Raw genomic sequence first — 22,570 nt, forward strand, 5'->3', positions numbered from 1 at the left:
GATTGCGGAGGGGCTACCCCCCCGCAAAGCCAATAGCAGGAACGGGCTCAACGCGAGCACATCCTACTGCTCGCGGACGTGGGTCTCAGGAGTTGCCGTCACCGCGCACCGCCTGACCTGCGCTAAAGTGCATTCATCCGGGTCAGCTCTCGTGAGTGCTCGATGGCGATGAATTCACATCCAAGGCGGCAATCAACGCCAAGACCACGGCATATAGTACAGTCTGCGTGAGAATTCCAATCATCGCGTTGGTCAAACCCATGGCGAAGTAGCCGACAGGCATCACCACACCGAGGTACAATGCAGCATTCCTCCAGCGGCCTCTGGTGGCCAACGCTCCAGCAAGCGGCGCGGCCAGGTACAACACGTAGCTGAGGAGCCCCAAACTGCCACCGATCACCGCGAAATCCGCTATGTCATTGTGTAGGTGTTGCGAGGGTTTGTACTGGACGGGACCAGGAGGGGCATACTGCGCCGCGGCATGGGTGTAGTCGATCAAGCCATGGCCAAATATTGGCGATGCCTGAAAGGCATTCCACGCGCTGATATACATGTGGAAGCGCTCTCCCACTGAACTGTCACCCGTTGTTCCGCTTGAGAACAAGGTGACGACTGATCCCAATCGCTCCAGCCGTTGTGCAAATCCCAAGACGTAGGCCAAGTAGCCGCCGCCTATCAGAACCACGAGGGTAGCGGCGGCCGCTGGTAGCACCCATCTGCGCGGGAGCAACATGCCCGAGATCATCGCTGCCGCTGCGATGGACACGGGAACGGCTGCAAGAATGGGCCCACGAGAGTTCGCGAGAACAACAGCGATTAGGCCGAGGACCGGCCCTATGACGAAGATGAATCTGCTTCGTCCCTTGGTGCCGAATACGCCAATCAGCGCGACAAACCCGATGGTCAGAGCCAAGTCCGCGAAGTGAATGACGTTGTTTACCGAGTAACCACCGCGGGAGAGCCCCCGCACTGCCACGTCATAGACAGCCACCGCGAATGCGCCCGCTGCACCCACAAGCGCGAAGATGCCGACGAGAGTTGGTGTTAGCTCCCGGCCCAACTTCTGCAACAGCGATGCAAGAGGTCCAACCAGGAAAAGCGGAGCGAGTACGAGAACGGCGAGGACATGGTTCGGGGTGGTCGCAGTAAACACCAGGGCAAGTGCCAAGATAGCCCCAGCGGCTAGCGGCAGCAAAACCGCAGGCTGGCGAATGACACCCCGGCCGCTCGGTTGCACGAATACCAGAATCAGACCGACGCCCATCAGCGCAAGCACGGTGACGTTCGCCACTTCGGGCAGTACAGTCGGCAGGCTTAAGCCGGCAACCAAGGCTATCCAAGAGAGCAGATAAGTTACTTTTCGGGAGAGAGGAATTTAGATGAACCTTTGCACGAGAGTACTTCTAAAGTTGCCCCTGGGGCGCAATGGGAGCCAACGCTAGGCGAGCTAATGAGCGGCGCGTCAGACACTATCATAGCCAACTTTGCAGCACAGATTTATAGGGAAGCCAGGATGGCGCGTTGTCGGCATAGGCGAGCCAGACGCCGAAAGCCGCTGCACTGCATGCGATGATGGCTGCTTGAACGAAGTGAGAGACCGTCCTCCCTGAAATGCTCGGTAGTGTTGCAAAGGCGTATAGCTGCAAAGGCACAAAAAACAGCGCTGTTCTATCAGCCAGAGTGGAGCGCCAGAAGGCGAGCGCGAACAGGCAGACGACAACCAGCGAGGCAATCGTCCAGAGCCATTGCGTTGGTGCCGGGAGCGGGATGCGGCTCAGAATGACGATGAAGCCCGCGGCCGCGACAACAGATTGGGCAATGCGCGCTAGAGCGCCTGCGGAATAAACCCTTGTGACGTCATCTGCTTGCCCCGGCTCCGCTGTGGAGCCTGGCGTCAGTGGCACTTCCGTCCCAGGCGCCACCGATTGCACCGGAGAAAGCGCTGATGGTGGCGCTGGGGGAGTTGATGCCTCTCCCGCCGAAGCTGGAAAACCTGCCTCCCCTGCCGTTATGATATAGCCTTGGATAAGCGAGGCAGCGTGGCCCCACAAAACGGCAAGAACGAGAACAGCCCCGTAGACTATCACCCCTCCTAGCCGAACGAGTGCAGCACGGCCCCATTTTCCGGCGAAAAGGGCTGGCGCAAACACCAGGAGGCAAACGGCCGTCTTGTGAAACACGGCGGCAATGGTGACAAAAGCCAAGAACTTCCGCACGCCCCGTTCTTGGACCGCCAGCATTGCGAGCATACCGAAGCCCACGGCTACAGATTGACGCGAATATCCCATGAACACGACTGTCACGAGATAGGGAAAGGCGACCAGCAGCGCCAAAGTTGGATTCGCCTGGCGGCTGCAGAATATAATCAGCGGTATGATCGCCAGGACGGCGCAAGTAAAATTGACCAGGTAAATCCCGCCGAACCAGTTGGCACCTATCCAGTTCAGGAGCGCATAGCCGGGGTCGGTGGACTGCAGAACGGTGGCAATGTCTGCGTCTTTGGCCGCATCCACCCAGGACAGGTAGTTGTCCCAGTCGTCGCCAACTTCGTGGCGTAAGCCCACCCAGATTATCAAGAGACCCGCTGCTGCGGCCGCTCCGGCAAATCCGGTGCGCGGCCGAAGAAATGAGAGCAGCGCAAGAAGCCCGAACGGAAGGCAGTAGATCAACGTGTGCAATGTCGCTCGCTCATCTGTTTGCCTGCGTCACAGGACACATCAGCTGGATGCTGCAGTGCACCTTGTCGCAAAGTCAGCCGCGCCCCAGCGTAATGGAGACGCGAGCCGTGGTGAAGTCCCCGAGCTTGCACCAGAGGAGATTGTTCCGGATGAGAGCGATCGGGCGGGCCAGAGGCTCCTGATCAACAATGTGCATTATCGGAGCTTGCTCCAGCCTGCAGAGATGTGGGGCCTTCAGAAGCCGCCCAAACCGAGCTAGGGCCTGTTGACAAACTGGATTCCCAAATCGGGCTTACCGTGATTCAAGACTGCTTTTTAGGAGGCGGTTTTGGCACGTGGGGATTTGTCGGACGCAGAGTGGCGGCTCATCTGGGAGCTATTGCCGGCCGAGCGAGGGCGCAAGTCCCGACCAGCGCAAGATAACCGTCGCTATCTGAACGGCATGCTCCATGTTCTGCGCGTTGGCTGCCCCTGGCGCGACATGCATGAGCGCTATGGGAAGTGGAATTCAGTCTATGTGCGCTTCCGTCGCTGGGCCGAGCAAGGGGTCTGGGATGCCTTGCTCGAGACCCTGGTCGAACTCGGGCTCACCGACGACTGGCAACACATGATCGACAGCACCACAGTACGCGGCCACAGCCAGGCAGCGGGCGCTAAAGGGGGACTTATAAGGAGGCTTTTGGTCGATCACGCGGCGGCTTTACGTGCAAAATCCACGCCCGCACAGACGGTCAAGGACGCCCTCTTGGCTTTGTCCTCACGGGCGGAGAAGCATCCGACTATGCAGCCGTTCCTTCCTTGTTGGCCATGCCGGTGGGCAAGCCGCGATTGCTCCTTGCCGATAAAGGATACGATGGCGACGGCGTGCGCCAGGACTTGCTGCTGAGCGGCATTGTTCCGGTGATCCCACCCAAAGCCAACCGCAAGAATCTGCCCCCATGCGACTTCAAGGCCTACAAAGATGGGAGTGTCGGGATTTCCGTGTGTAGGCGGCATAATGGGTAAGAAGGAGTCTCCCCTATGTCGCGACGCAAAGAACCTGCCATACCGAACGAACTTCTCGACCAGCTCCTGGCTGGCGGTGCGGCCATGGCGTTTGAACAAGGCGGTCTGCTGGATTCGCTGAAGAAGGCGCTGACTGAGCGTGCCCTGAACGCAGAGATGGACCACCACCTCGCCAGTGGTGAGGGCGCTGGCAACATGCGGAACGGCTATGGCCGCAAAACCGTGACGACCGAGACCGGCAAGTTGGAGATCGATGTGCCGCGCGACCGGCAGTCGAGCTTTGATCCGCAACTGATCGCCAAGTACCAGCGCCGCTTCCCAGGGTTCGACGACAAGATCGTGTCGATGTACGCCCGCGGCATGAGCACCAGGGAGATCGCCGGGCACCTGCGCGATCTGTATGGCATCGATGTATCAGCGGACCTGATCAGCACCGTGACGGACGCTGTGCTTGATGAAGTCGCCACCTGGCAGCAACGGCCGCTTGACCCGGTTTATCCGCTGATCTTCTTCGATGCGATCCGGGTCAAGATCCGCGACGAAGGCATGGTGCGTAACAAGGCGATCCATATTGCTCTGGGAGTGCGCGCCGATGGCGCCAAGGAAGTGCTCGGCCTCTGGCTCGAGCAGAATGAAGGTGCCAAGTTCTGGCTGCGGGTGATGAACGAGCTCAGGAACCGCGGCACCGAGGACATCCTCTTGGCCGTTGTTGATGGGCTCAAGGGCTTCCCCGAGGCAATTACCGCCGTATTCCCCGAGACCGTGGTTCAGACCTGCATCGTCCATCTCCTGCGCAACTCGATGGACTTTGTCTCCTGGAAAGACCGCAAGGGACTGGCAACGGCGCTCAAGGACATCTACCGCGCGACCGATGCCGATGCTGCCGAAAAGGCGCTCGCGGACTTCGATGCCGGCTCTTGGGGGCAGCGCTATCCCGCCATCGGCCAGAGCTGGCGGCGCGCCTGGAGCGAGGTCATCCCGTTCTTTGCCTTCCCTGACGAGGTCCGCAGGATCGTCTACACCACCAACGCCATAGAGGCGCTAAACTCAAAGCTCCGGCGGGCGGTCAGGGCCAGGGGACACTTCCCCAGCGATGATGCCGCCACCAAGCTGCTTTACCTGATCTTGAACCGATCAGAGAAAGAGTGGAAAATGCCGCCACGTGAGTGGTCAATGGCCAAGGCGCAGTTTGCTGTCATCTTTGGCGAGCGCTTCATCAGGGCCATGGCGGCGTAATGTTTAACCGACCGCCCGCACACGAAATTACTGACACTCCCTACAAAGATCGCAACCGGATCGAGCGCATGTTCAACCGGCTCAAGCAGTTCAGGCGCATCGCCACACGCTTTGACAAGACTGCGAAATCCTTCTCGGCCTTCCTCGCCCTAGCCGCTGCAAGGATATGGATGCCGTACTTTGTCAACAGGACCTAGCAGGCTCCCGCGACGCCTCCTATGGCCTCCACCTCCCCAGGATTACTCACGCCAGGAGCTACCACCTCTGCGATGACTGTCAATTCAATTCCAACTAAAGCGAAAGGACCAGCTCAAGATCGACACCCTTGCCGGGGTTTTGGAACGCTCAGGCGGCGGTGACGCTTCCTGGCGCCTGACTTCTCAGGCACCCCCAGGCGATTTTGCAGGTGGCACCCGCACAGCCAGGCCTCCGAGGAACTGGTTTGTTGTGCGGAGTTTTACGACAGGCCAACTCAGCAGCACTGACTAGTCGTCGTCATCATCGTCTTCATCGTCATCGTCGTCATCGTCATCATCGTCATCATCGTCATCGTCATCGCCGTCATTTTCATCATCGTCGTCTTCGTCTTCGTCTTCGTCTTCGCCATCGCCGTCGCCGTCATTGTCGTCGTCGCCGTCTTCCTCGTCATTCCCGTTGCCGCCGCTGCCATTGGCGCCACCCGTGCCGCCAGCGTTCCCGTTTTCGCCACCGTTCCCCGTGCCGCCGCCGTTCCCGTTCCCCCCAGCGTTGCCGTTTTCGCCACCGCTGCCGTTGCCGCCGCCATTGCCGTGGCCAGATCCGGTTCCGGGTTGATCCTCAGCAGGCGATGTCGGGGCACCAAGGGTTGGGCTGTCGCCATCATCGGAACCATCAGAACCGCTTAGCGAGCCAGAGCTAGCTTCTGCCGCAAATAGCCCGGTAACACCGGGAACAAAGACCGGTGTTTCGGCAGGCGGAGCCGGCGGCGGTGCAACCGGCGGGGGCGGCGCCGGGAGTTCGCCGGCAACTGTATTCAGGTAGCCAGGATTTCCCGGAAGTAGGCGCCGTCCGCAACCATACTGTTCAAGACGCTGAGCAGCTTTCTGGCGGTCGCCGTCAGTGCGGCTTTCACTGGTTTCCCTGCGTCCTGTAACTTTCGCCGGAAGGCTTTGAACGTTGTCGAATGCCTTGAGGCATGCAAGGCAGCAAGATACAGGACTGTTCTGACGGTTGCCCTTCCGCCGCCGATGACCCGCTTACCCTGTCGCTGTCCACTGTCACGGGCGATCGGAGCGAGACCGGCTAATGCCGCGATCTTTCGGCGATCCGTCGTGCCGATTTCCGGCAGCTCGGCCATCAAGGTTGCGGAAACGATCATACCTACGCCAGGCACTGATTGAAGCATGCGGTCCGTTTCCGCTATTTCGGGCGACGATTGGATGATCTCGGCGATCCTGGCCTCGACCTTTGCAATTCGCCGTTCCAGAACCAGGATCAGGCTTTTCATATCGGATCTGGAATCGCTGTCTGTCGTTTGCTGGAGACGGGTCGCCTCCTGCTTTCGCATTTCAACTAATTGACGGCGCCGGATGATCTGCGCGAGCAGCACTTGCCTGGTAGCCGAGATCGGGGGCGTCTGTGCCGGCTGCAGCTTCTGTCCAAAGGTCGCGAGCATCCTGGCATCAACGCGGTCGGTCTTGCCGATCACTCCCATGGCTCTGGCGAAGTCACGCGCTTGGCGAGGATTGACTCGACTGAAGCTGGATTTACCCGCCTCAAGCCCGTCGCGCAGCGCTCGATCGTAACCGCCGCTAGCCTCAAAGATGACCCATGCTCCCTCGCGCGCAACAGCACTGGCAAAGCTCCGGATTCCGGCTGGAGTGTTCTCGATACGCCGGGCACCATGAGCTGGATGATAGATGTCGAGCCAAGCCTTGGCGACATCAACGCCGATGTAAATCTGGTCCATTATGTCTCCTGTTCCTGTACTGCGGGGTCTGCGCAACAGCCCCAATCAACTGTTCAGGATGAACGCGAAAATCGGGTGGCTCCCTTGCCGGCAAACGGGCTTGATCAATGGCCCCGGAGGCTCGCGGGATGCCACCCGCACCATCCATAATAACCGATCTCGCAAAGACAGGAGGCTCCAACTCCTGAGTAGGATGGAGCATGACAAGCAAGACCACGAACAAGTTTTCAGTTGAGGTTCGCGCCCGAGCAGTGCGCATGGTGCAGGAGCATGGCGAGGATTACCCATCCCGCTGGGCGGCGGTCGTATCGATCGCCGAGAAGATCGGCTGCTCGGCCCAAACCCTCAATGAGTGGCTGAAGAAGGCCGAGATCGACAGCGGCCGGCGCGCTGGTGTGACCACGGATATGGCCGAGCGGTTGAAGTCTCTGGAGCGGGAGAACCGGGAGCTGCGGCAGGCCAATGAGATCCTGCGCAAAGCCTCCGCATATTTCGCCCAGGCGGAGCTCGACCGCCCGTTCAAGCGATGATTGCCTTCATTGATGAGCACCGGGATGCTTATGGGGTCGAGCCGATCTGCAGAGTTCTGCCGATCGCCCCATCGAGCTACCACGAACGCGTTGCCCAGCGTTGTGATCCTTGCCGGCGGTCTTCCCGATCCAAGCGCGATGAGGTGCTCAAGCCTGAGATCATGCGTGTGTTTGCCGAGAACTTCGGCGTCTACGGCGTGCGCAAGGTCTGGCGCCAGATGCAGCGGGAAGGCTTTGATATTGCGCGGTGCAGTGTCGCGCGCCTGATGCGCGATCTGGGACTGCAGGGCGTGATACGGGGCAAGCCGGTGCGCACCACGATCAGCGACAAGGCGGCGCCTTGCCCACTCGATCACGTCAATCGCCAGTTCCATGCCCCTGCGCCCAACAGGCTCTGGGTCTCAGATTTTACCTATGTGGCGACCTGGGCCGGGTTCGCCTATGTGGCTTTCGTGATCGACGTCTATGCCCGCTATATCGTGGGCTGGCGGGTCAGCCGCACCGCCCATGCCAGCTTCGTTCTAGACGCTCTCGAGCAAGCGATCCACGACCGCCGCCCCATGCATCGCGGGGGTCTGGTTCATCATTCGGATCGCGGGTCGCAATACGTCAGTATTCGCTACACCGAGCGCCTGGCCGAAGCCGGCATCGAACCGTCTGTGGGCAGCGTTGGCGACAGTTACGACAATGCCTTAGCCGAGAGCATCAACGGTCTTTACAAGGCCGAGGTAATTCATCGGAGCGGGCCCTGGCGGAACATCGAAGCCGTCGAGTTCGCCACCCTCGAATGGGTCGACTGGTTCAATCACCGACGACTGCTGGAGCCCATAGGCAACATCCCGCCAGCCGAAGCTGAGGCAAACTTCTACGGCGCACTGGAACAACCGGCCATGGCCGCATAACTCAAACCAAACAGCCTCCGGATTTCCCGGTGCGGTTCAACTCGCCTACTGCACCACTCGTACGTCGGCCAGCATCTCAGCTATTTTTTTGAATGCCAGTTTCAGTGCGTCGGCATTGGCCGCGTCGTGGTAGTGATTTGTACTTGTTGCACAATCTTCTAGCATGTCGTCTGCCTCCTCATCGAGGTCTCCGAATGCGACCGTAAAGACTTCGATGTTTCTCCCTTTGGCGTATTCGCATAGCCGTTCAGTATCGGCGTTTGTTTCACGCAATTGGCTTTCTTGTTCAGAAGCCCTTCCGCTAGGGTGGACGTGGGTACCGTCCTTTTCGTTATACCTCAGCGTGTTCTCGCCATCGGTCATAAGTACCATGACCTTTCGAGGGTCAATGTTCTCGGGATCATATGTGTGCCCCTGATCGAAGGGAACCGTGGGGGAAAGCACGTTGATCCCCCAAAGCAAGCCGGATGGAATATATGTGTAAAGGGTGGACCCGCCCCAACTTATTTCCATGCCGTTGACAGCAGCACGAAGTGTATGTTCTTGATCGGTAAGAGGAACAATCGGCGTGTTGCATCTCTGGCTAGTACCCATGTGCCCTATGTAGTCTGTGTACGACTGCTCATCGGACAGACGTAATGCGCCTATTCGAGATAGAGCGCATCCATACCATTTGTAGTATACATACCGACATGACCACCAGTAGTCACAAACTCTTATCCGATAGTCGTCTTCGACATCCATCCAGGGTTGGCTGCGGTTTACCAGGCCAACATTGACGTACTCAGAGTACGGTACGACAGATACCATCACTTCAGCGCGTGAATCTGCCAGAACCTCATCCAAGAGCTGATTGGTTGCGTCCTTGAGCGCCTCGATCTTGGTAGAACCAGAGCCAGCGCTGCCAGACATAGACCCGGTGTTGTCGAGTACTAGTGCCAGTTCGAGACGCCCACCTTGCGCGCGTTCCGCCACAGATCTGGCTTGAACGGCGAGAGTGTCGATCCCGACCAGACGGATAAAGTAGGTCTCCACCGAGCCGGTGACCGTTGTCTCTACTTGTTCGGTAGCCGGAGTGTAGGTTACGCTTTCCAGTGCGATCCCGGGCCAACGTTCGAGTGCAGGATTGGCGAAGCCTGCCACCACTAGCCTAAGCTTGGCGCTGTCTCTCTCGCGAGACGTGGCACCCGCGAGTGCTCCAGCATCTGCGGCGTGTTGGGCTGCGCTTCTAGCGGTCATCCAGAAGGTGTAGTCAACCGCCGCACCTGCCACGGCGAATAAGACAATAGCCATGACGCCAAAGATGGTCGCGAAGGCGCCTGACGTGTCCTTGCCGAAGCGCCGGACCGTGTCGCAGAAGCGATTCCATCTGCCGATCTTGGGGGTAGTGTTCATCTGCCGGTCCCTCACCACCGCAAGTCTTGCATCCACATGGATAAACAAGCGGTGAAAGTACCAAAGAGCGCACCAGATTTCGTAGGTCTGCGATGCAGCTGACCACCAAGGCCAGAGAGGCTCAAAGTTTCGGAGAACTGGCCATCGATCCTGTTCCGTCGTCCTAGTGCAGCCGGGCCATAAGTGGGATTGTGGCTGACGTGCTGACAATCAGGGATCTAGAAAATTCCTCAAGTCCAACCGGTCCGAGGCCGAACCCTTCGGAATCCGGGTTCACCTTGATCGGCCTTGATGAAGCCGGTATTGCGCTATACTCGTCACTTGGGGCGTGCACCTCCTCGTAAACGGCCGGGGCGGCACTATTTACCGCCCACTCTCGGTTTCGTGCGCGCAGCACCAGGAGGTGCGGCATCCGCTCCGATTTGCCCATAGCTTGACGCGGACGAGGGCGCTGTACCGAGGGAACAAGAATGCATCGATCCGCACTGGGACTATTGACCGGCTTTGCTTTTGTCGTCTCTGCGGTGGCCCAGGAGACCGTTCCAGCGCCGGCGATCAGCCAGTTCACGCTGGACAACGGTTTGGAGGTGGTAGTCATTCCCGATCCTCGTGCACCGATCGTCACCCATATGGTGTGGTACCGCGTCGGCGCTGCCGACGAGCCGCCCGGCCAGTCCGGCGTCGCCCATTTCCTCGAGCACCTGATGTTCCGGGGCACCGAGGCTTATCCCGCCGGCGTTCTGGCCCGCATGGTGAGCGAACTGGGTGGCAACATGAACGCGTTCACCAGCGCGGACGTGACCACCTATTTTCAGACCGTGCCGCCCGATGCTCTAGGTGAGATGATGGCCATCGAGGCCGACCGCATGCGCAATGTGGCGTTACCGCCCGAGGTGATCGATGCGGAGCGTTCGGTGGTCATGGAGGAACGCCGACAGGTCATAGAATCCAGGCCCGAGGGCGTGCTGGCCGAGGCGTTCGCGGCAACCCAGTTCCAGAACCATCCCTATGGCTCTCCGGTGATCGGCTGGGCCCATGAGATCGCCGCGTTGAGCCGTGAAGATGCCTTAAGCTTTTACAATCAGTACTATGCGCCCAACAACGCGTTGGTAGTGATTGCCGGCGATGTCGAGCTCGACACCGTGCGCGAGCTGGCCGAAAGTACCTATGGCGCGGTTCCCCCAGTACCCGATCTGCCGGAGCGCGTTCGTCCCGAAGAACCGCCCCAGGAGACGAGCCGCACCGTCACCCTGAGCGATCCACGCGTGGCGCTTCCCGGTTTCACGCGCGGCTGGGTGGTGCCGAGCTACCGGACAGCCGAGACGGGCGAAGCCGAGGCGCTCGACGTCCTGGCGGCGCTCTTGAGCGATGGCACCCGCAGCCGGCTCTATCAGGAATTGGTGGTGGAACAGGGTATCGCGGTGCGCGCCGGCGCCAGTTATGGCGGCTCTGCCTATGATGTGGCCACCTTCACTCTCTCGGGGGCGCCACGGCCAGGCACGAGCCTCGATGACCTTGAAGCGGCCATCTATGCCGAGATCGAGGACATCATCGCCAATGGTGTCACCCAGGAGGAACTGGATCGGGTGACAACCCGGTTTATCCGCGACACCGTGTTCCTGCGCGACGACCCCGCCAACATGGCGCGAAGCTATGGGCTTTGGCTGGCAAACGGCCGTACCATCGAAGAGTTGGCCAACTGGCCCCAAACCATCGCCGCCGTCACTCCGGAGGCGGTCCAGGACGTTGCCGCCCGCTATCTGCGTCCCGAGAACGCCGTCACCGGCTACCTCCTGCCCGAAGCCCAGGAACAAGCACAATGATCGCCTTGCCCCGACCTCTTCGCCAGGCACTAACGCTGCTCCTGGTCCCCTTGGCCGTTGCCGCCCTGGTCCTGCCCGCGCAGGCGCAGATCAAGTTCCGCGAGATCACCTCGCCTAAGGGGATCACCGCCTGGATGGTGGAGGATTATACGGTTCCCATCATCACCCTGGCTTTCGCGTTCGAGGGCGGCGCAGCGCAGGACCCTGACGACCAGCTGGGCCGAGCCAATCTGATGTCGTCGCTGCTTGACGAGGGCGCCGGCGATCTTGGCAGCGAGGCCTTCCAGATCCGGCTCGACGAGGTTGGGCTCGAACTGGGGTTCTCGGCGGACCAGGACACGTTTTCCGGCTCGGCTCGCATGCTGGCGGATCAGCGTGGAGAAGCGGCACCTCTCCTGGCGCTGGCAGTCAACGCGCCGCGCTTCGATCAACCGGCGGTCGATCGCATGCGCGCCCAGATCATGGCAGGCCTGGTGGCGCGATCGGAGGACCCCGGCTATGCGGCAAGACTGATGTGGAACAAGGCATTGTTTGGCGATCATCCCTATGGTCGCCCCGAGGAGGGCACGCTGGAAACGCTGCCCAACATCTCCCTTCAAGATTTGAAGGCCTATCACCATGCGGTTTTCGCCCGCGACACTCTCAAGGTGGGGATCGTGGGCGCGATTAGTCCTGATGCGGCAGGCGCGCTGATCGACCAGGTGTTCGGTGGTTTGGCAGAGACGCCCGAGCTGAAGCCGGTTCTGCAAGCAGAGCTGAGCTTTGGGCAGGAATTGGCGGTCGACTACCCGCTGCCCCAGACGAGCATCAACATGGCGTTTCCTGGCGTGGCTGAAGACCATCCCGACTTCTTCCCCGCCCGTGTGCTGACCGAACTGGTGGCCGGCAGAGGCCTCTTGTCAACGCTCAATGTGGAGGTGCGGGAAAAGCGCGGCCTCAGCTATGGCGTCTCTGGATCCATGGTCAACCTTGAGCATGCCGAAGCCATTACCATCGGCACATCCACCAGTCCCGCCCAGGCGGACGAGGCGGTCGAGGTCATCCGGGCGACGTTGTCGGGGGTAGCCGAGAACGGTCCACAGCAAGACGAACTGGAGCGCATCAAGCGCTATCTGATCGGTGCCTTTCCGATCAATCAGCTTCGCTCGTCAATCTCGATCGCGCGGGCCATGGTGGGCCAGCAATTGCGCGATCTGCCGATCGACTACATCGAGGAACGCACCGAACGGATCGAAGCGGTTTCCGCCGCAGAGGTGCAAGCCGTGGCCCAGGAGATTTTCACCGCCGAACCCAGCCTGATGCTTGTCGGTCCCGATCCAGATCCGGAACAAGAGTAACGTCCTTCTCCTGATTGGGACGACCAGGTCACCCTTTGATCCCTTTGGCGAATAGAGGCATCGGGTGAACCGACAGGACAAGCGTTCCCGACTGTTGAGGACAGCTTTGGCAGAGCCAGGTTGAACCCGAGCAGAAAGGGCACACCCGTGAACACGTCACTGCTGGACAATATCCCCGATCGGCTCTTGGAGACGTTGCAGCAGCAGGGAACTCCCGCGCATTGTTCCCTGGATCTGGGGGGACGTGCAGCGTTTGGCGAGGACCGGCTGGGGCTGACCATAAGCCAAACGGGCGCAGAGCCAGGTGGAACGCATGGGATGCAGACCTTTGGGTTGGCCCTGTTTCGCTGTCGGCCGAGCGCCTGATCTGCGAGCCCCCCGTGACACGCCAGTGGGCGCGATCATGGGCACCTGGCCCGGCTCTGGCTGCGGGGCACGCCAGTTCGTCGAGAACCCTGCCCGGTCTGCCGCCAAATGCGCGATAACGCTGATTGCCAGACTTCTGGCGCTCGGGGGCGGACTGCCCAACAATTTGGACGGTTGAGTAGCGGCAATGGGCACGATGCCGAACATGGCCATGTGTGCGGCCATGAACCACTCCATCCCACGCAGGTGTGGTCCTGCGACAGCTGGCGACCGACAGGGGGCGGAAGATAGCGCAGCGACAGCCCGATTGCGTCGAGCAGTCTGTTAGCAGACTGCGAAACGGGCCTACCCTGACGCATTGACACTTGGAGCTGCCCCTAAAAGGTAAATTCGTCAGTTCGGGGTGGTTGGAATGATACGACAGGCGATCGCTGCCGCATTTCATGCTGCCCTGGTGGGCTCAGGGTGCTCGTTTCAGCCCGTCTATCAACCCCATGCCGCAGGCTTGGACGCCACGGGCGTTGTGTTCGACATGGCCGAGCCAAATTCTCGGCTCGAGCAGCGAACGCGATGTAGGCCTTGCCGCCCCACCCCAGACCCGGCGCGGCGGCGTGGCGGTCGGCAGCGCTGAAATTCTCGAAGTGACGGTCACAGCTACGGCCGTGGTCAACCGCCCGGGTATGGAAGCTTTCACCGTGACCCGCTTCGCCACGGCGCTTCACAACTCGAGCAAGTCCGGCTCAGTGTTGGCCACGAACCTTGCTCAGGAGAAGGCACACGAGGTTGCGGCAAACGCCGTCGCCGAAAGGGGGCCAGTTCACCCTCACTTGGCAGGGCTGCTTCATTGCTTCCGGAGATCCAAGCGTGCCCTGCCTCGCCTGCCCTTCTTACCATTGTAAACGAGTAAAGGGTGCACGCTCGTAAAGGCTGAAAGGCGCCGCCAAGGAGCAATGGGGAGTGCCCGGCGCTGCCAAGAGCGATAAGGCCATTTGCCGAGCAGCGGCCTCTTCTCAGGGGACGTTCGACAACATCGAGCGTTGAACCCGATGGACGCCGCTGTGCAGGATCTGGCTATGCCCCTAATCGGCCAGCCATTTCACCGCCTGGCGCGCGGCAAATTAGTTCTGCGGCGAGATAGTGTTGATGGTCACCTCGGCATCCTCGCCATCAACCAGCACAATTGGCGACGCTCTTTGAAGAAAACTTGCCAAGCCTGCCAACAGGTCAGGGCAGTCGTCATGCATAAGCATGAGTACGTCGGCATCTCCCGCAACGCCGCAGCTGGAACAGCGCGAAGATCAGGAGAGAGACGCCCATGACGACAGACGCCGCGGAGGCCAGTCCATAGAGCTTGAGATCGCTGGCAAGGGCGGTCTGCTAGATGAACTGAACAACCAAAGTGTTTGCCGTTCCGGGCCAGCCACCATCGGTCAAGCAGCACCGGTACGACGACGAGGTAGCATGCAGATACAGGAGGCTTGACGCGAAGGCACTGCCGGTTCGTGGCGGCAAACGCCAGCTACTGCGATAACGTCGGTAGATCGCGTCTTTGCGACTGATCCATGCCATCGCACATTCAACCTGCCCTAGCACGGCCAAGGCCGTCAGAGCGCCTCATGCAGATCTATCGTCGACGCCTCGCCGCATTACTCACCACTCCTGTTGCAAATTGCCTACCGCATTGCGTCGAGCGCTTTACCCAGCATTTTGTCGACGGTTGAAGCCACCTGAGTGTTGGCTGAGTAGGCCTGCTGAGTCAGGATCAGGGCTTCGAACTCACGAGGAATATCGGTATTGGAGCCTTCGACGGCGCCGCTGATCAGCTGAACATTTTCTATTGCGATGGGGTCCCCCGACGCCGCGGAAGCGAAGAACCCCCCATTGTCGCCCGGCGTCAGACCTTCCGGTGCTTTGAAACGGACGAGCCGCACCGTGCCCGCTTCTTCTCTGAGCCCGTTATCGAAAACTTTGTAAAGCTGACCGTTCTCGGAGACCTCCACACTAACAAACTTGCCCTTAGCGTTTCCGTTCTGTTGGAGCTCAGTGGTGCGGACCTGTCCACTAGCGCTGAAGAACTGAGTGACCTCACCTGCTGCATGTTTGAGCGTCAGATCACCGAACGCCTTGCCATTGATCACAACATCTCTGAGCTGCAGTCCAGCCGTGCCTACCGGCTCGCCTGCCGCGTTCCGAATCTCGGTGAGCTCGGTACCGTTAAACTGATACTCACCGGCCTTGACCCATTTGGGTTGTCCCTCCGTCGCGGCCGCATCTCCAAGGTAGTACAAGGCCCAGGTCTCGTTGCCGGGTTGCGAGCTGATCTTGGCCCAGCGCATGTCCAGATTGGCGTTCTGCCCGGCATCGTCATAGAGGGTGGCCGCTCCACCAGGAATAGAACCGTCGAGAAAGGTGCGTTCGTCGGGTGCGGCAATGTTGCCAACCAATCCCGGGCTGAAAGTGCCGCTCGCTGTGGCAGTCATTCCCGCAAAAGTAGTTGTAACCTCGAGTTTCTCGGAGTAATCCCCCTCGAGCTCGACGACCAGGTAGTTCTCGTCATCGATATAGACTGTGGCGCCGCTTGCCTCCGGATAGCGCGATTTCACGGCAGCTTCAATCGCCTCCATCATGTCATCGTGGGTACCCGTCGCATCCACCTCGATGTCGTCCGGACCTAGAGGCGGCATTGTGCCCTCGCCGGTGTTGAAAACGAAACGCTGGGTGCGGTCCCCATAGGTCAAGACGACTTCCTCGCCCGTATTGAGATCGTCCGAGCTAACCAGGTCTCCGGCGGGATAGGGGTATTCTACCCTAATCGTGGTTCGGGGAGTCGTTGCCAAGTTGCCGCTGCCGGGCACCTTTGGATCATAAGATGGGGGCATCGGGAGGCTGGGAAGATTGAAGTTATAGTCGATGGACGTGGAGGGCTTCTGAGCCAGCTCGCCTTCCTGGTCGATGAAGTTGGTTTCTCCAGCAGCTCCGAGCCGCAGCCCCGACCCATTGGTAAGGTTCCCAAGAGCATCGAGGCGGAAATCACCGCGCCGAGTATAGACTGTTTGGCCGTCCGCGGTCTGGCTGACGAAGAATTGGTTACCCGTGAGCGCCATGTTGGTGCCGATCGATGAAGCCACAATGTCGCCACTGGCGGTGTTGTTTGCCTTGGAGCTAAACGTGATGCTGCTCCCCCCCATCGCCCGGCCCGTTGCGTCGGGCCCCAGTAACTCGGAGAAACTGCTGTCGATCCGCTTGTAGCCAGCTGTCCTCGAGTTTGCGATGTTGCCGGAGATATTCTGCAGGGCAAAACTCTGGGCCTGCATTCCTGCGACCGCGTTGTACATCGCATTGAAGGCTACCATTCTGTTCTCCAAACACGCTTGTCGATGGGGCTTCGCTATCGATCATGCAAGGGCCGTGCCAAAAAAGAATAGCCCGATCAGCGGCAACCACGTAGGTTGCATGCGGTCGTTTTTGCCGCGTCCTGATCGCGACCCGGTCATTGTTGCCCACCTAAGGTCGCCGCCGGTGCAGCAGACCACACGCATATGATGCAGTGGCTCCGCCTTCAAAAGTACAGCCAGCACTGAGCTAAAGTGCATCAACACAGCGATCGACCTGCAAGCCTGGAATCGGGCGCTCGGCAAAAGTCCGGCGAAGGCACAAAGGTGCAAAGACCAGAGCGTAACCCGAGCTGAGTGAATCGGGCAGGTTTCCAAATCAGTGGTGATCTGATTCACAGTGTTCGCCGGTGAGGGAGGCCGGTGGACATGTCGAGAGCTCTTTCCCTCGGTCTTCGTACACGTGTTCTTGCCGCCGTAGCTGACAGTTTGAGCCACCGCCAAGCTGGTGAGCGCTTTGGCATCAGCGCAGCTAGCGTGAGCCGCCGGAGAGCGCGAGCAGGGCGAGCCTCTTCCTGAGGCGCTAGGCGGCGACCGGCGGTCCGGCCGTGTCGACGCCTGCAAGGCCCTGATCCTGTCTCTGCTCGAGGAGTCACCCGACATCACCCTTAAAGAGATGCGTCAGGCGCTCGCCAAACGCGGCCACCCCTTCGGCTTCGGGACCATCCACCGCTTTTTCGCGCGCCACGCCATCACTTGAAAAAAAAGACGCTCCAAGCGACCGAGCAGGACCGGCCAGACATTCTGAAGCAGCGGCAGGACTGGTTCGAGGGGCAGCTTGATCTCGATCCGACCAAGCTTGTCTTCATCGATGAGACCTGGGCGAAGACCAACATGGTTCGCACCCACGGTCGGGCACCTCGAGGTGAACGGCTGCGGGCCGGTGCACCTCATGGCCATTGGCGCACTACCACCTCTGTTGGGGCGGTAGTGCTGCGCGGCATGATTGCGCCATTCGTGCTCAACGCGCCGATCAACCGCACGGCGTTCGAGGCCTATGTCGAGCAAGTTCTGATGCCGGAATTGCGGCCCGGCGACATCGTCATCATGGATAATCTCTCCAGCCACAAGGGAACCCAGACCCGGGAGCTGATCGAGGCAGCTGGCGCCTTGCTGATGTTCCTGCCGCCATACAGCCCTAACTTCAACCCGATTGAAGACGCCTTCGCCAAACTTAAGGCGATGCTACGAAAAGCTGCCGAGCGAACAGTCGATGCGCTCTGGAACAGGATTGGCAGATTGATCGAAACCTTCACGCCTACCGAATGCGCCAACTACTTCGTCGCCGCTGGATACTATGCAGACTATCGGTGGGCTGCACGAGGATAATTTCCAGTCCATTCCTCGAGCTAGCTGCACCGCCGCCAGCAGCTGGACCTGGTCCGGCGTCAGCACCAGTTCCATGCGATTGCCTCGGCGGTGTTGGCTCACCCACCAGGGAGCCGCCTTGCCGCTCCAGAATTCAGCAGATCGACAGCAGACCGCCAAGCGGGTCCACCCTCACGCATTGACACTTAGCGCCTGCCCCCTACAAGCTACGTCGTCAGTTCGGGTGATAGTGATGATACGACAGACGCTTGCTGCCGCAGTTCTTGTTGCCCTGGTAGGGTCCGGGTGTTCGTTTCAGCCCGTCTATCAGACCAATGCCGCAGGTTTGGACGCCGCGAGCCTTGCGTTCAACATGGCCGAACCGAATTCCCGGCTCGAGCAGATGGTCTATCAGGAGCTATCGCTGCGCTTTACCAGCTCCGGGCATCCCAACACGCCGCACTTGCGGGTGGTCGCCTCTAGCAGCGAGCGCGTTGCGTCCCTTTCCGCCACACCCCAGACCCGGCGCGGCGGCGTGACCATCGGCAGCGCTGAAGCTGTTGAAGTAACGGTCACCGCTACGGCCGTGGTCACACACGTGGGTATGGAAGCTTTCACCGTGAGCCGCGTCGCCACGGCGCTTTACAACTCCAACATACCCAACTCGGTTTTGGCCACGAGCGTTGCTCAGGAGAAGGCACAGGAGGATGCGGCAAAGGCCGCCGCCGAGTCCTTGCGGCTGGCGCTGCTGGCGCGCTTCTCGATAAGCAGCGGAGCGTTGTAGGGGCTATTTCACCTCCACCCGCAGAGCTGCCATCGCTGCAGCTATTCTTCCGGTAAGCCGAGCGCCTCGCCCCGTCTGCCGTTCTGGCCATGTAAACGAATGAAGCTAGCCTGACCCCCGACGCCGGCGGGCGCCTCCAGGGAGCGATGCTGCGGGCGCAATCCTGAACACGCGTTGGTTCCGTAGCCTTGACGATGCCCGGGCAAAGATGGAGGAGTGGCGTAGGGATTACAACGAGGTCCGTCCCCACAGCGCAACCGGAAATAAGCCCCCGATATCGCTCTTGCACCGATCGGCGGCATCCGGCCCCTCCTGATCGCTTCATCCCCCAAAACACCCCGTTGGGTGGTCCAAACTCGGGAGCAGCTCAGCCCATCTATGCACCAACAATAACCCTGGACCGCCAGCAAGGGGGCAGACCTATCGAACCCTGGACGAAGCCGCCCAGGAGGTATTCGACTACATCGAGATGTCTACAACCCAGGCTGAAAGCACGCCCGCAACGGCATGCTATCGCCGGTGGAGTTCGAGCGACGGTACCAGACCTAACCCAGAAGATGTCTACAGAACCTGGGGCTATTCATCCCCACAATACCGACCCGATGAACCTCTAGGGGCTTGATCAATCCCTTGCAGAACCTTCCGAATACAGGTTGTTGGTCGTTGCCCCCGGCCCATGGCCAGTGACTTGCGTCGATCAGATTCAGATGAAAGCGAAGTCATCATAGCTGAGGTTCGCTTTCAGCACGCCATCGAACGTCAGAGTGCTGCCATCCGCAAACTTCAAAACTGCATCTCCCTCTACGTCACTGATGTTGCGGTAGAGCTGCGAGAAGCCCTTCACGCCAGCCAGAGCTTTCGAGACAACCACCACATCGTGGTCGTCACCAGCATTGGGATTGAAGTCCAAGATGATGTCGTTCTCGGCAGTGCCTCCACGCGTCTTGGTGGTGCCAGTAGGAACAAAGTAGAAGATGTCTTGACCACCAGCGCCTTCAAAGACGTCCGAGCTTTGAAAGAAGTCGTACAAGTGGTTAGCTTCAGCAGTTCCTTGGATGGTCACCGAAGGTTGCGGTATCAGCGTTGTTGCACTGTCGCCGATAAGGGCCATCTCTCCATCGAGCGGGGCATAACCCACCCCAGCAACTTTTCCCACCAGTGCAGTGCCGGAATCGACCCACTTGCCTGCCCACGCTTCCATCTCAGGGTTCGTGTCAACACACCAGAGGTTCACAAAGCACTTCATGTCACCAGTGGTCCAGATGTCCCCTGGCATATGCGATGCGTCAAAAGTGCCTACAGTTATCCCGTCGATTGTGAAGGTGGCGTTGGTCCCGGTGACGGTGACCGCATAGGTGTGGAAGCCTTCGGTGGCGTCAAAGCCAAGGTCAATGATCAGTGACCCTTGTTGCTCCTCCAAGGTGACGTGCTCGCCGGTTACCGTCTCCATGTGGATGTTAAGACGCACGACGTTGATGTCGATATCACCGTCACCGTCGAAGTCTGCGCCGTCCTTCCCTAGAAACTCAAAATCGAACTCGATCCAAGGATCATTGAAGTGATCGGCTTTGTAGGTGAACAGGCCAAAGACGGAACCGCTTGTCAGTTCCGGAGCTTGTGCTGTCCACGACCAAGTTCCGGTGGAGGCAACGTCGTAGGACTGAACCTCGCCGCTCTCATAAGGCAGGCGAGCGCGCTTGGGAGCGTTATCAAGAATAAAGTCGAGGGTGTCCGTTTCTTCGTTCCAAACGACGTTTTTGGGCGACCATTTCAGGATACTCGATTGTCCAGCGTTCCAGTCAGACACCTGCCAAGCGTCGCTCAGCAGAGGATTGGTTTCATATCTTGGGTACGCCATGGCGCCGCAGCTTTCAGGTTGATCTCCCTTCGGCGGCATCAGACCGCTTAAGGCAGAAATGTGTTCTGCAAGGGAGATTGCCATTGCTGCTTAGAAGGCGCGCTCACAAGTTAGTGATCAACAACATAGCTTGGCGTTTGTGACAGAAATGTCGCGTCGATTTACCGACATCAGTAGGCTGGATGCTGCTCAGGCACGAGAGGATCAGGCGCCGGACCTATCGAACCCGGATCGAAGCCCGCCCAGGATCTGTTCGACCAGATCGAGATGTTCCACAACCCGAACCGCAAGCCCGCCCGCAACGGCATGCTATCGCCGTTGGAGTTCGCGGCCAGCGCCCGCCGCCGCGTTCGCCCCGTCTCGCTCTCGGCCGAGCGCCTGATCTCTGATCCGGTCCTCTGTACGCCACCCCGGCTCATGTACGCCTGAGGCACCATGGTAAGCCGGTCTGGCGCCATCGATAGCAAAGAACCAGCCAGGTGTGGGCAAATGTCGGGCACCGGGCGGTAGCGGACAGGGCCTGGACAACGGGCAGATGTTGCTCACGCCCAACTCCGGACAACGGCCGGTTCGCCGGGCGAATGTTCGATAACGCCCAACTCCGAACAACGGCCGGTTTGCCGGGGAATGTTCGATAACGCCCATTGTTGTACCCCCGCGGATCTGCCGTGAACCGTGTCCGAAGCCTAGTCGAACTGGTCGCAGCTGCGGCTCGCCCAGCCCGATCTTTCCTTGGCAGTCTGGCGCGTGGTATGCACCCGAGACATCCAGATGAACGGCAGGCTCCATCCCGTTCCGGGCGAGGGACGAGGATCCCGAGACAAACGCGTCGACGAGGAACGACACGTTCACCCTTGCAGCCGTGCCAATATCGGTTATCTTGCGCACACACGTTTGCAGCCGAAGTCGGCTGCCGCTGCCGAATGATACTCGGCTACTGGGCTCCACTACTTGCGAACGTCACCCCCGCCTGCATGTCGCACGCAGGGAAACCGCTCGTATGAGAGCACATAAGGACCACTTCCATGGCTATCAAAGGCACCGTAAAGTTCTTCAACACCACCAAGGGCTTTGGCTTCATCTCCCCCGAAAACGGCGGCAAGGACGCCTTTGTCCATATCTCCGCTGTTCAGCGTTCGGGCCTCGAAAGCCTCTACGAGAACGACAAGGTGGAGTATGAGCTCGAGACCGGCCGCGACGGCAAGGAGTCGGCGACCAACCTCAAGCTGCTCGACTAAAATTTTTGGGGGCGCCTCTAGGGGCGCCCTCTTTCTATTTATGTCGAGGATCCGCCGCTTTCCGAGTTACGCATGAAGCCCTGGATCCATCTCGACACCGCTGACGTTCCTGGCGGATCAACCCAACTGCGCCTCATGCAAAGAGATGACGAGTTCTCCATCATGCTCGGCACCAACGAGCTGATGAACTCTCGCCTTAGTGGCTCGGAGCACGCGCTGGCGGAACTCGCCTCCAAACGGATCGGGACGCGAGGCAAACCAAAAATCCTAATCGGCGGGCTGGGGATGGGTTTTACCCTCCGAGCGGCACTTTCAAGCTTCCCGGCCGATGCCGAGATCGTGGTGGCCGAACTCGTTCCCCAGGTGATCGACTGGGCGCACGGGCTTCTGGCACCTGTTTTCGGAAGCTGCCTCGCAGATCCGAGGGTGAGCGTCATCAACTCCGACGTCGGTCTCCTAATCTCCAGCGCCAGGCTTGATTACGATGCCATTCTGCTGGACGTCGACAATGGGCCGGACGGGGTAAGCCGCGCACAGAACGATCAACTCTATGGCGCCCCAGGGTTGAATGCTGCTTGGGCGGCCTTGCGGGCAGACGGTCTACTTGCCGTCTGGTCTTCGGGTCCCAGCCCATCATTCTCTCGGCGCCTCCTAACGGGGAACTTCTCCGTCGAGGAGGCCAAGGTACGGGCAAGGACTGGCGGGCGTGGAGCGCGTCACGTCATCTGGCTAGCGACTAAGCGTGAGGGACCCAAAGGTAGAGGATAGCA

Annotated in this window: 15 protein-coding genes, 7 pseudogenes and 1 other annotated feature; of the genes and pseudogenes, 13 read left to right on the forward strand and 9 right to left on the reverse strand. The window is 59.7% G+C overall.

Features of this window, described 5'->3' with window-relative positions:
• Positions 1–142 precede the first annotated feature (142 nt).
• The 3 genes from QOV41_RS13565 to QOV41_RS13575 all read right to left on the reverse strand — a co-directional run bounded on the left by QOV41_RS13565 (position 143) and on the right by QOV41_RS13575 (position 2,874).
• Positions 143–1,330 carry an O-antigen ligase family protein gene (locus QOV41_RS13565; RefSeq protein WP_284577265.1) on the reverse strand — a complete coding sequence of 396 codons (1,188 nt, stop codon included), beginning with the start codon at positions 1,328–1,330 and terminating at the stop codon, positions 143–145.
• Between the two features lie 142 nt (positions 1,331–1,472).
• Positions 1,473–2,678, reverse strand: a complete 1,206-nt coding sequence (locus QOV41_RS13570) for an EpsG family protein (RefSeq protein WP_284577267.1) — start codon at positions 2,676–2,678, stop codon at positions 1,473–1,475.
• Positions 2,679–2,751: 73 nt separating this feature from the next.
• Positions 2,752–2,874 (reverse strand): hypothetical protein, encoded by a 123-nt coding sequence (locus tag QOV41_RS13575; RefSeq protein WP_284577269.1) that lies wholly within the window; start codon positions 2,872–2,874, stop codon positions 2,752–2,754.
• Between the two features lie 132 nt (positions 2,875–3,006).
• Here QOV41_RS13575 and QOV41_RS19900 point away from each other — a divergent pair.
• From QOV41_RS19900 to QOV41_RS13595, 3 genes and pseudogenes are all read left to right on the forward strand, one after another.
• Positions 3,007–3,641 (forward strand): annotated as a pseudogene (locus QOV41_RS19900) (IS5 family transposase); the annotation flags it as partial.
• 57 nt (positions 3,642–3,698) lie between these two features.
• Entirely contained in the window at positions 3,699–4,919 is a 1,221-nt protein-coding gene (locus QOV41_RS13590; RefSeq protein WP_284577228.1) for an IS256 family transposase, read from the forward strand.
• 41 nt (positions 4,920–4,960) lie between these two features.
• Positions 4,961–5,116 (forward strand): annotated as a pseudogene (locus QOV41_RS13595) (transposase); the annotation flags it as partial.
• Between the two features lie 275 nt (positions 5,117–5,391).
• Here QOV41_RS13595 and QOV41_RS13600 read toward each other — a convergent pair.
• Together QOV41_RS13600 and QOV41_RS13605 are read right to left on the reverse strand one after the other, a co-directional pair.
• Positions 5,392–5,781, reverse strand: coding sequence for a hypothetical protein (locus QOV41_RS13600; RefSeq protein ID WP_284577270.1), 390 nt, complete (start codon positions 5,779–5,781; stop codon positions 5,392–5,394).
• Positions 5,782–5,931: 150 nt separating this feature from the next.
• Positions 5,932–6,867 carry an IS110 family RNA-guided transposase gene (locus QOV41_RS13605; RefSeq protein WP_284577271.1) on the reverse strand — a complete coding sequence of 312 codons (936 nt, stop codon included), beginning with the start codon at positions 6,865–6,867 and terminating at the stop codon, positions 5,932–5,934.
• A gap of 200 nt (positions 6,868–7,067) precedes the next feature.
• Between QOV41_RS13605 and QOV41_RS13610 the strand changes: the two genes are divergently transcribed.
• Positions 7,068–8,299 (forward strand): IS3 family transposase gene (locus QOV41_RS13610; protein WP_284577273.1). Its coding sequence is split into 2 segments (ribosomal slippage): positions 7,068–7,362 and positions 7,362–8,299, totalling 1,233 coding nucleotides; the frame shifts between segments, so codons are not numbered across the junction.
• Positions 7,352–7,468 (forward strand) — a sequence feature (AL1L pseudoknot). (Overlaps the previous gene by 117 nt.)
• Before the next feature lie 45 nt (positions 8,300–8,344).
• Here QOV41_RS13610 and QOV41_RS13615 read toward each other — a convergent pair.
• On the reverse strand, positions 8,345–9,694 hold the full coding sequence (locus tag QOV41_RS13615) for a TadE/TadG family type IV pilus assembly protein (RefSeq protein ID WP_284577274.1): 1,350 nt from the start codon (positions 9,692–9,694) through the stop codon (positions 8,345–8,347).
• A gap of 470 nt (positions 9,695–10,164) precedes the next feature.
• Between QOV41_RS13615 and QOV41_RS13620 the strand changes: the two genes are divergently transcribed.
• Together QOV41_RS13620 and QOV41_RS13625 are read left to right on the forward strand one after the other, a co-directional pair.
• The gene (locus tag QOV41_RS13620; RefSeq protein WP_284577275.1) at positions 10,165–11,517 is read left to right on the forward strand and encodes a M16 family metallopeptidase; all 1,353 of its coding nucleotides are present in this window, start codon (positions 10,165–10,167) and stop codon (positions 11,515–11,517) included.
• Complete coding sequence (locus QOV41_RS13625; protein WP_284577277.1) at positions 11,514–12,854, forward strand: M16 family metallopeptidase; 1,341 nt, start codon at positions 11,514–11,516, stop codon at positions 12,852–12,854. The genes QOV41_RS13620 and QOV41_RS13625 overlap by 4 nt, the downstream gene beginning before the upstream one ends.
• Before the next feature lie 1,602 nt (positions 12,855–14,456).
• Here the strand turns inward: QOV41_RS13625 and QOV41_RS13630 are convergent.
• Positions 14,457–14,654: pseudogene (locus QOV41_RS13630) on the reverse strand (hypothetical protein); the annotation flags it as partial.
• Between the two features lie 239 nt (positions 14,655–14,893).
• The gene (locus QOV41_RS13635; RefSeq protein ID WP_284577279.1) at positions 14,894–16,573 is read right to left on the reverse strand and encodes a flagellar hook-basal body complex protein; all 1,680 of its coding nucleotides are present in this window, start codon (positions 16,571–16,573) and stop codon (positions 14,894–14,896) included.
• Between the two features lie 408 nt (positions 16,574–16,981).
• Here QOV41_RS13635 and QOV41_RS13640 point away from each other — a divergent pair.
• The 4 genes and pseudogenes from QOV41_RS13640 to QOV41_RS19795 all read left to right on the forward strand — a co-directional run.
• Positions 16,982–17,941: pseudogene (locus QOV41_RS13640) on the forward strand (IS630 family transposase).
• Positions 17,942–18,173: 232 nt separating this feature from the next.
• Complete coding sequence (gene lptE, locus QOV41_RS13645; RefSeq protein ID WP_284577280.1) at positions 18,174–18,704, forward strand: LPS assembly lipoprotein LptE; 531 nt, start codon at positions 18,174–18,176, stop codon at positions 18,702–18,704.
• Between the two features lie 163 nt (positions 18,705–18,867).
• Positions 18,868–19,020 (forward strand): annotated as a pseudogene (locus tag QOV41_RS13650) (integrase core domain-containing protein); the annotation flags it as partial.
• A 93-nt stretch (positions 19,021–19,113) separates the two neighbouring features.
• Positions 19,114–19,190, forward strand: a pseudogene (locus QOV41_RS19795) (IS3 family transposase); the annotation flags it as partial.
• A 217-nt stretch (positions 19,191–19,407) separates the two neighbouring features.
• Here QOV41_RS19795 and QOV41_RS13655 read toward each other — a convergent pair.
• Positions 19,408–20,646, reverse strand: a complete 1,239-nt coding sequence (locus tag QOV41_RS13655; protein WP_284577282.1) for a family 16 glycosylhydrolase — start codon at positions 20,644–20,646, stop codon at positions 19,408–19,410.
• Positions 20,647–20,747: 101 nt separating this feature from the next.
• Between QOV41_RS13655 and QOV41_RS13660 the strand changes: the two are divergent.
• From QOV41_RS13660 to QOV41_RS13670, 3 genes and pseudogenes are all read left to right on the forward strand, one after another.
• Positions 20,748–20,889: pseudogene (locus QOV41_RS13660) on the forward strand (IS3 family transposase); the annotation flags it as partial.
• Between the two features lie 698 nt (positions 20,890–21,587).
• The gene (locus QOV41_RS13665; protein ID WP_284577284.1) at positions 21,588–21,800 is read left to right on the forward strand and encodes a cold-shock protein; all 213 of its coding nucleotides are present in this window, start codon (positions 21,588–21,590) and stop codon (positions 21,798–21,800) included.
• Between the two features lie 72 nt (positions 21,801–21,872).
• The gene (locus QOV41_RS13670) at positions 21,873–22,568 is read left to right on the forward strand and encodes a spermidine synthase family protein (protein ID WP_284577285.1); all 696 of its coding nucleotides are present in this window, start codon (positions 21,873–21,875) and stop codon (positions 22,566–22,568) included.
• The last annotated feature ends 2 nt before the right edge of the window (positions 22,569–22,570 follow it).

This window comes from Devosia sp. RR2S18 (genome assembly GCF_030177755.1).
GTDB lineage: Bacteria > Pseudomonadota > Alphaproteobacteria > Rhizobiales > Devosiaceae > Devosia > Devosia rhizosphaerae.

Bases quoted from the DNA above. Each gene is read 5' to 3' on its own strand.
- QOV41_RS13575 (WP_284577269.1), bottom strand. From the start codon at position 2,874: ATGCACATTGTTGATCAGGAGCCTCTGGCCCGCCCGATCGCTCTCATC.
- QOV41_RS13590 (WP_284577228.1), top strand. From the start codon at position 3,699: ATGTCGCGACGCAAAGAACCTGCCATACCGAACGAACTTCTCGACCAG.
- QOV41_RS13600 (WP_284577270.1), bottom strand. From the start codon at position 5,781: ATGATGGCGACAGCCCAACCCTTGGTGCCCCGACATCGCCTGCTGAGG.
- QOV41_RS13605 (WP_284577271.1), bottom strand. From the start codon at position 6,867: ATGGACCAGATTTACATCGGCGTTGATGTCGCCAAGGCTTGGCTCGAC.
- QOV41_RS13615 (WP_284577274.1), bottom strand. From the start codon at position 9,694: ATGAACACTACCCCCAAGATCGGCAGATGGAATCGCTTCTGCGACACG.
- QOV41_RS13620 (WP_284577275.1), top strand. From the start codon at position 10,165: ATGCATCGATCCGCACTGGGACTATTGACCGGCTTTGCTTTTGTCGTC.
- QOV41_RS13625 (WP_284577277.1), top strand. From the start codon at position 11,514: ATGATCGCCTTGCCCCGACCTCTTCGCCAGGCACTAACGCTGCTCCTG.
- QOV41_RS13635 (WP_284577279.1), bottom strand. From the start codon at position 16,573: ATGGTAGCCTTCAATGCGATGTACAACGCGGTCGCAGGAATGCAGGCC.
- lptE (WP_284577280.1), top strand. From the start codon at position 18,174: ATGATACGACAGACGCTTGCTGCCGCAGTTCTTGTTGCCCTGGTAGGG.
- QOV41_RS13655 (WP_284577282.1), bottom strand. From the start codon at position 20,646: ATGGCAATCTCCCTTGCAGAACACATTTCTGCCTTAAGCGGTCTGATG.
- QOV41_RS13665 (WP_284577284.1), top strand. From the start codon at position 21,588: ATGGCTATCAAAGGCACCGTAAAGTTCTTCAACACCACCAAGGGCTTT.
- QOV41_RS13670 (WP_284577285.1), top strand. From the start codon at position 21,873: ATGAAGCCCTGGATCCATCTCGACACCGCTGACGTTCCTGGCGGATCA.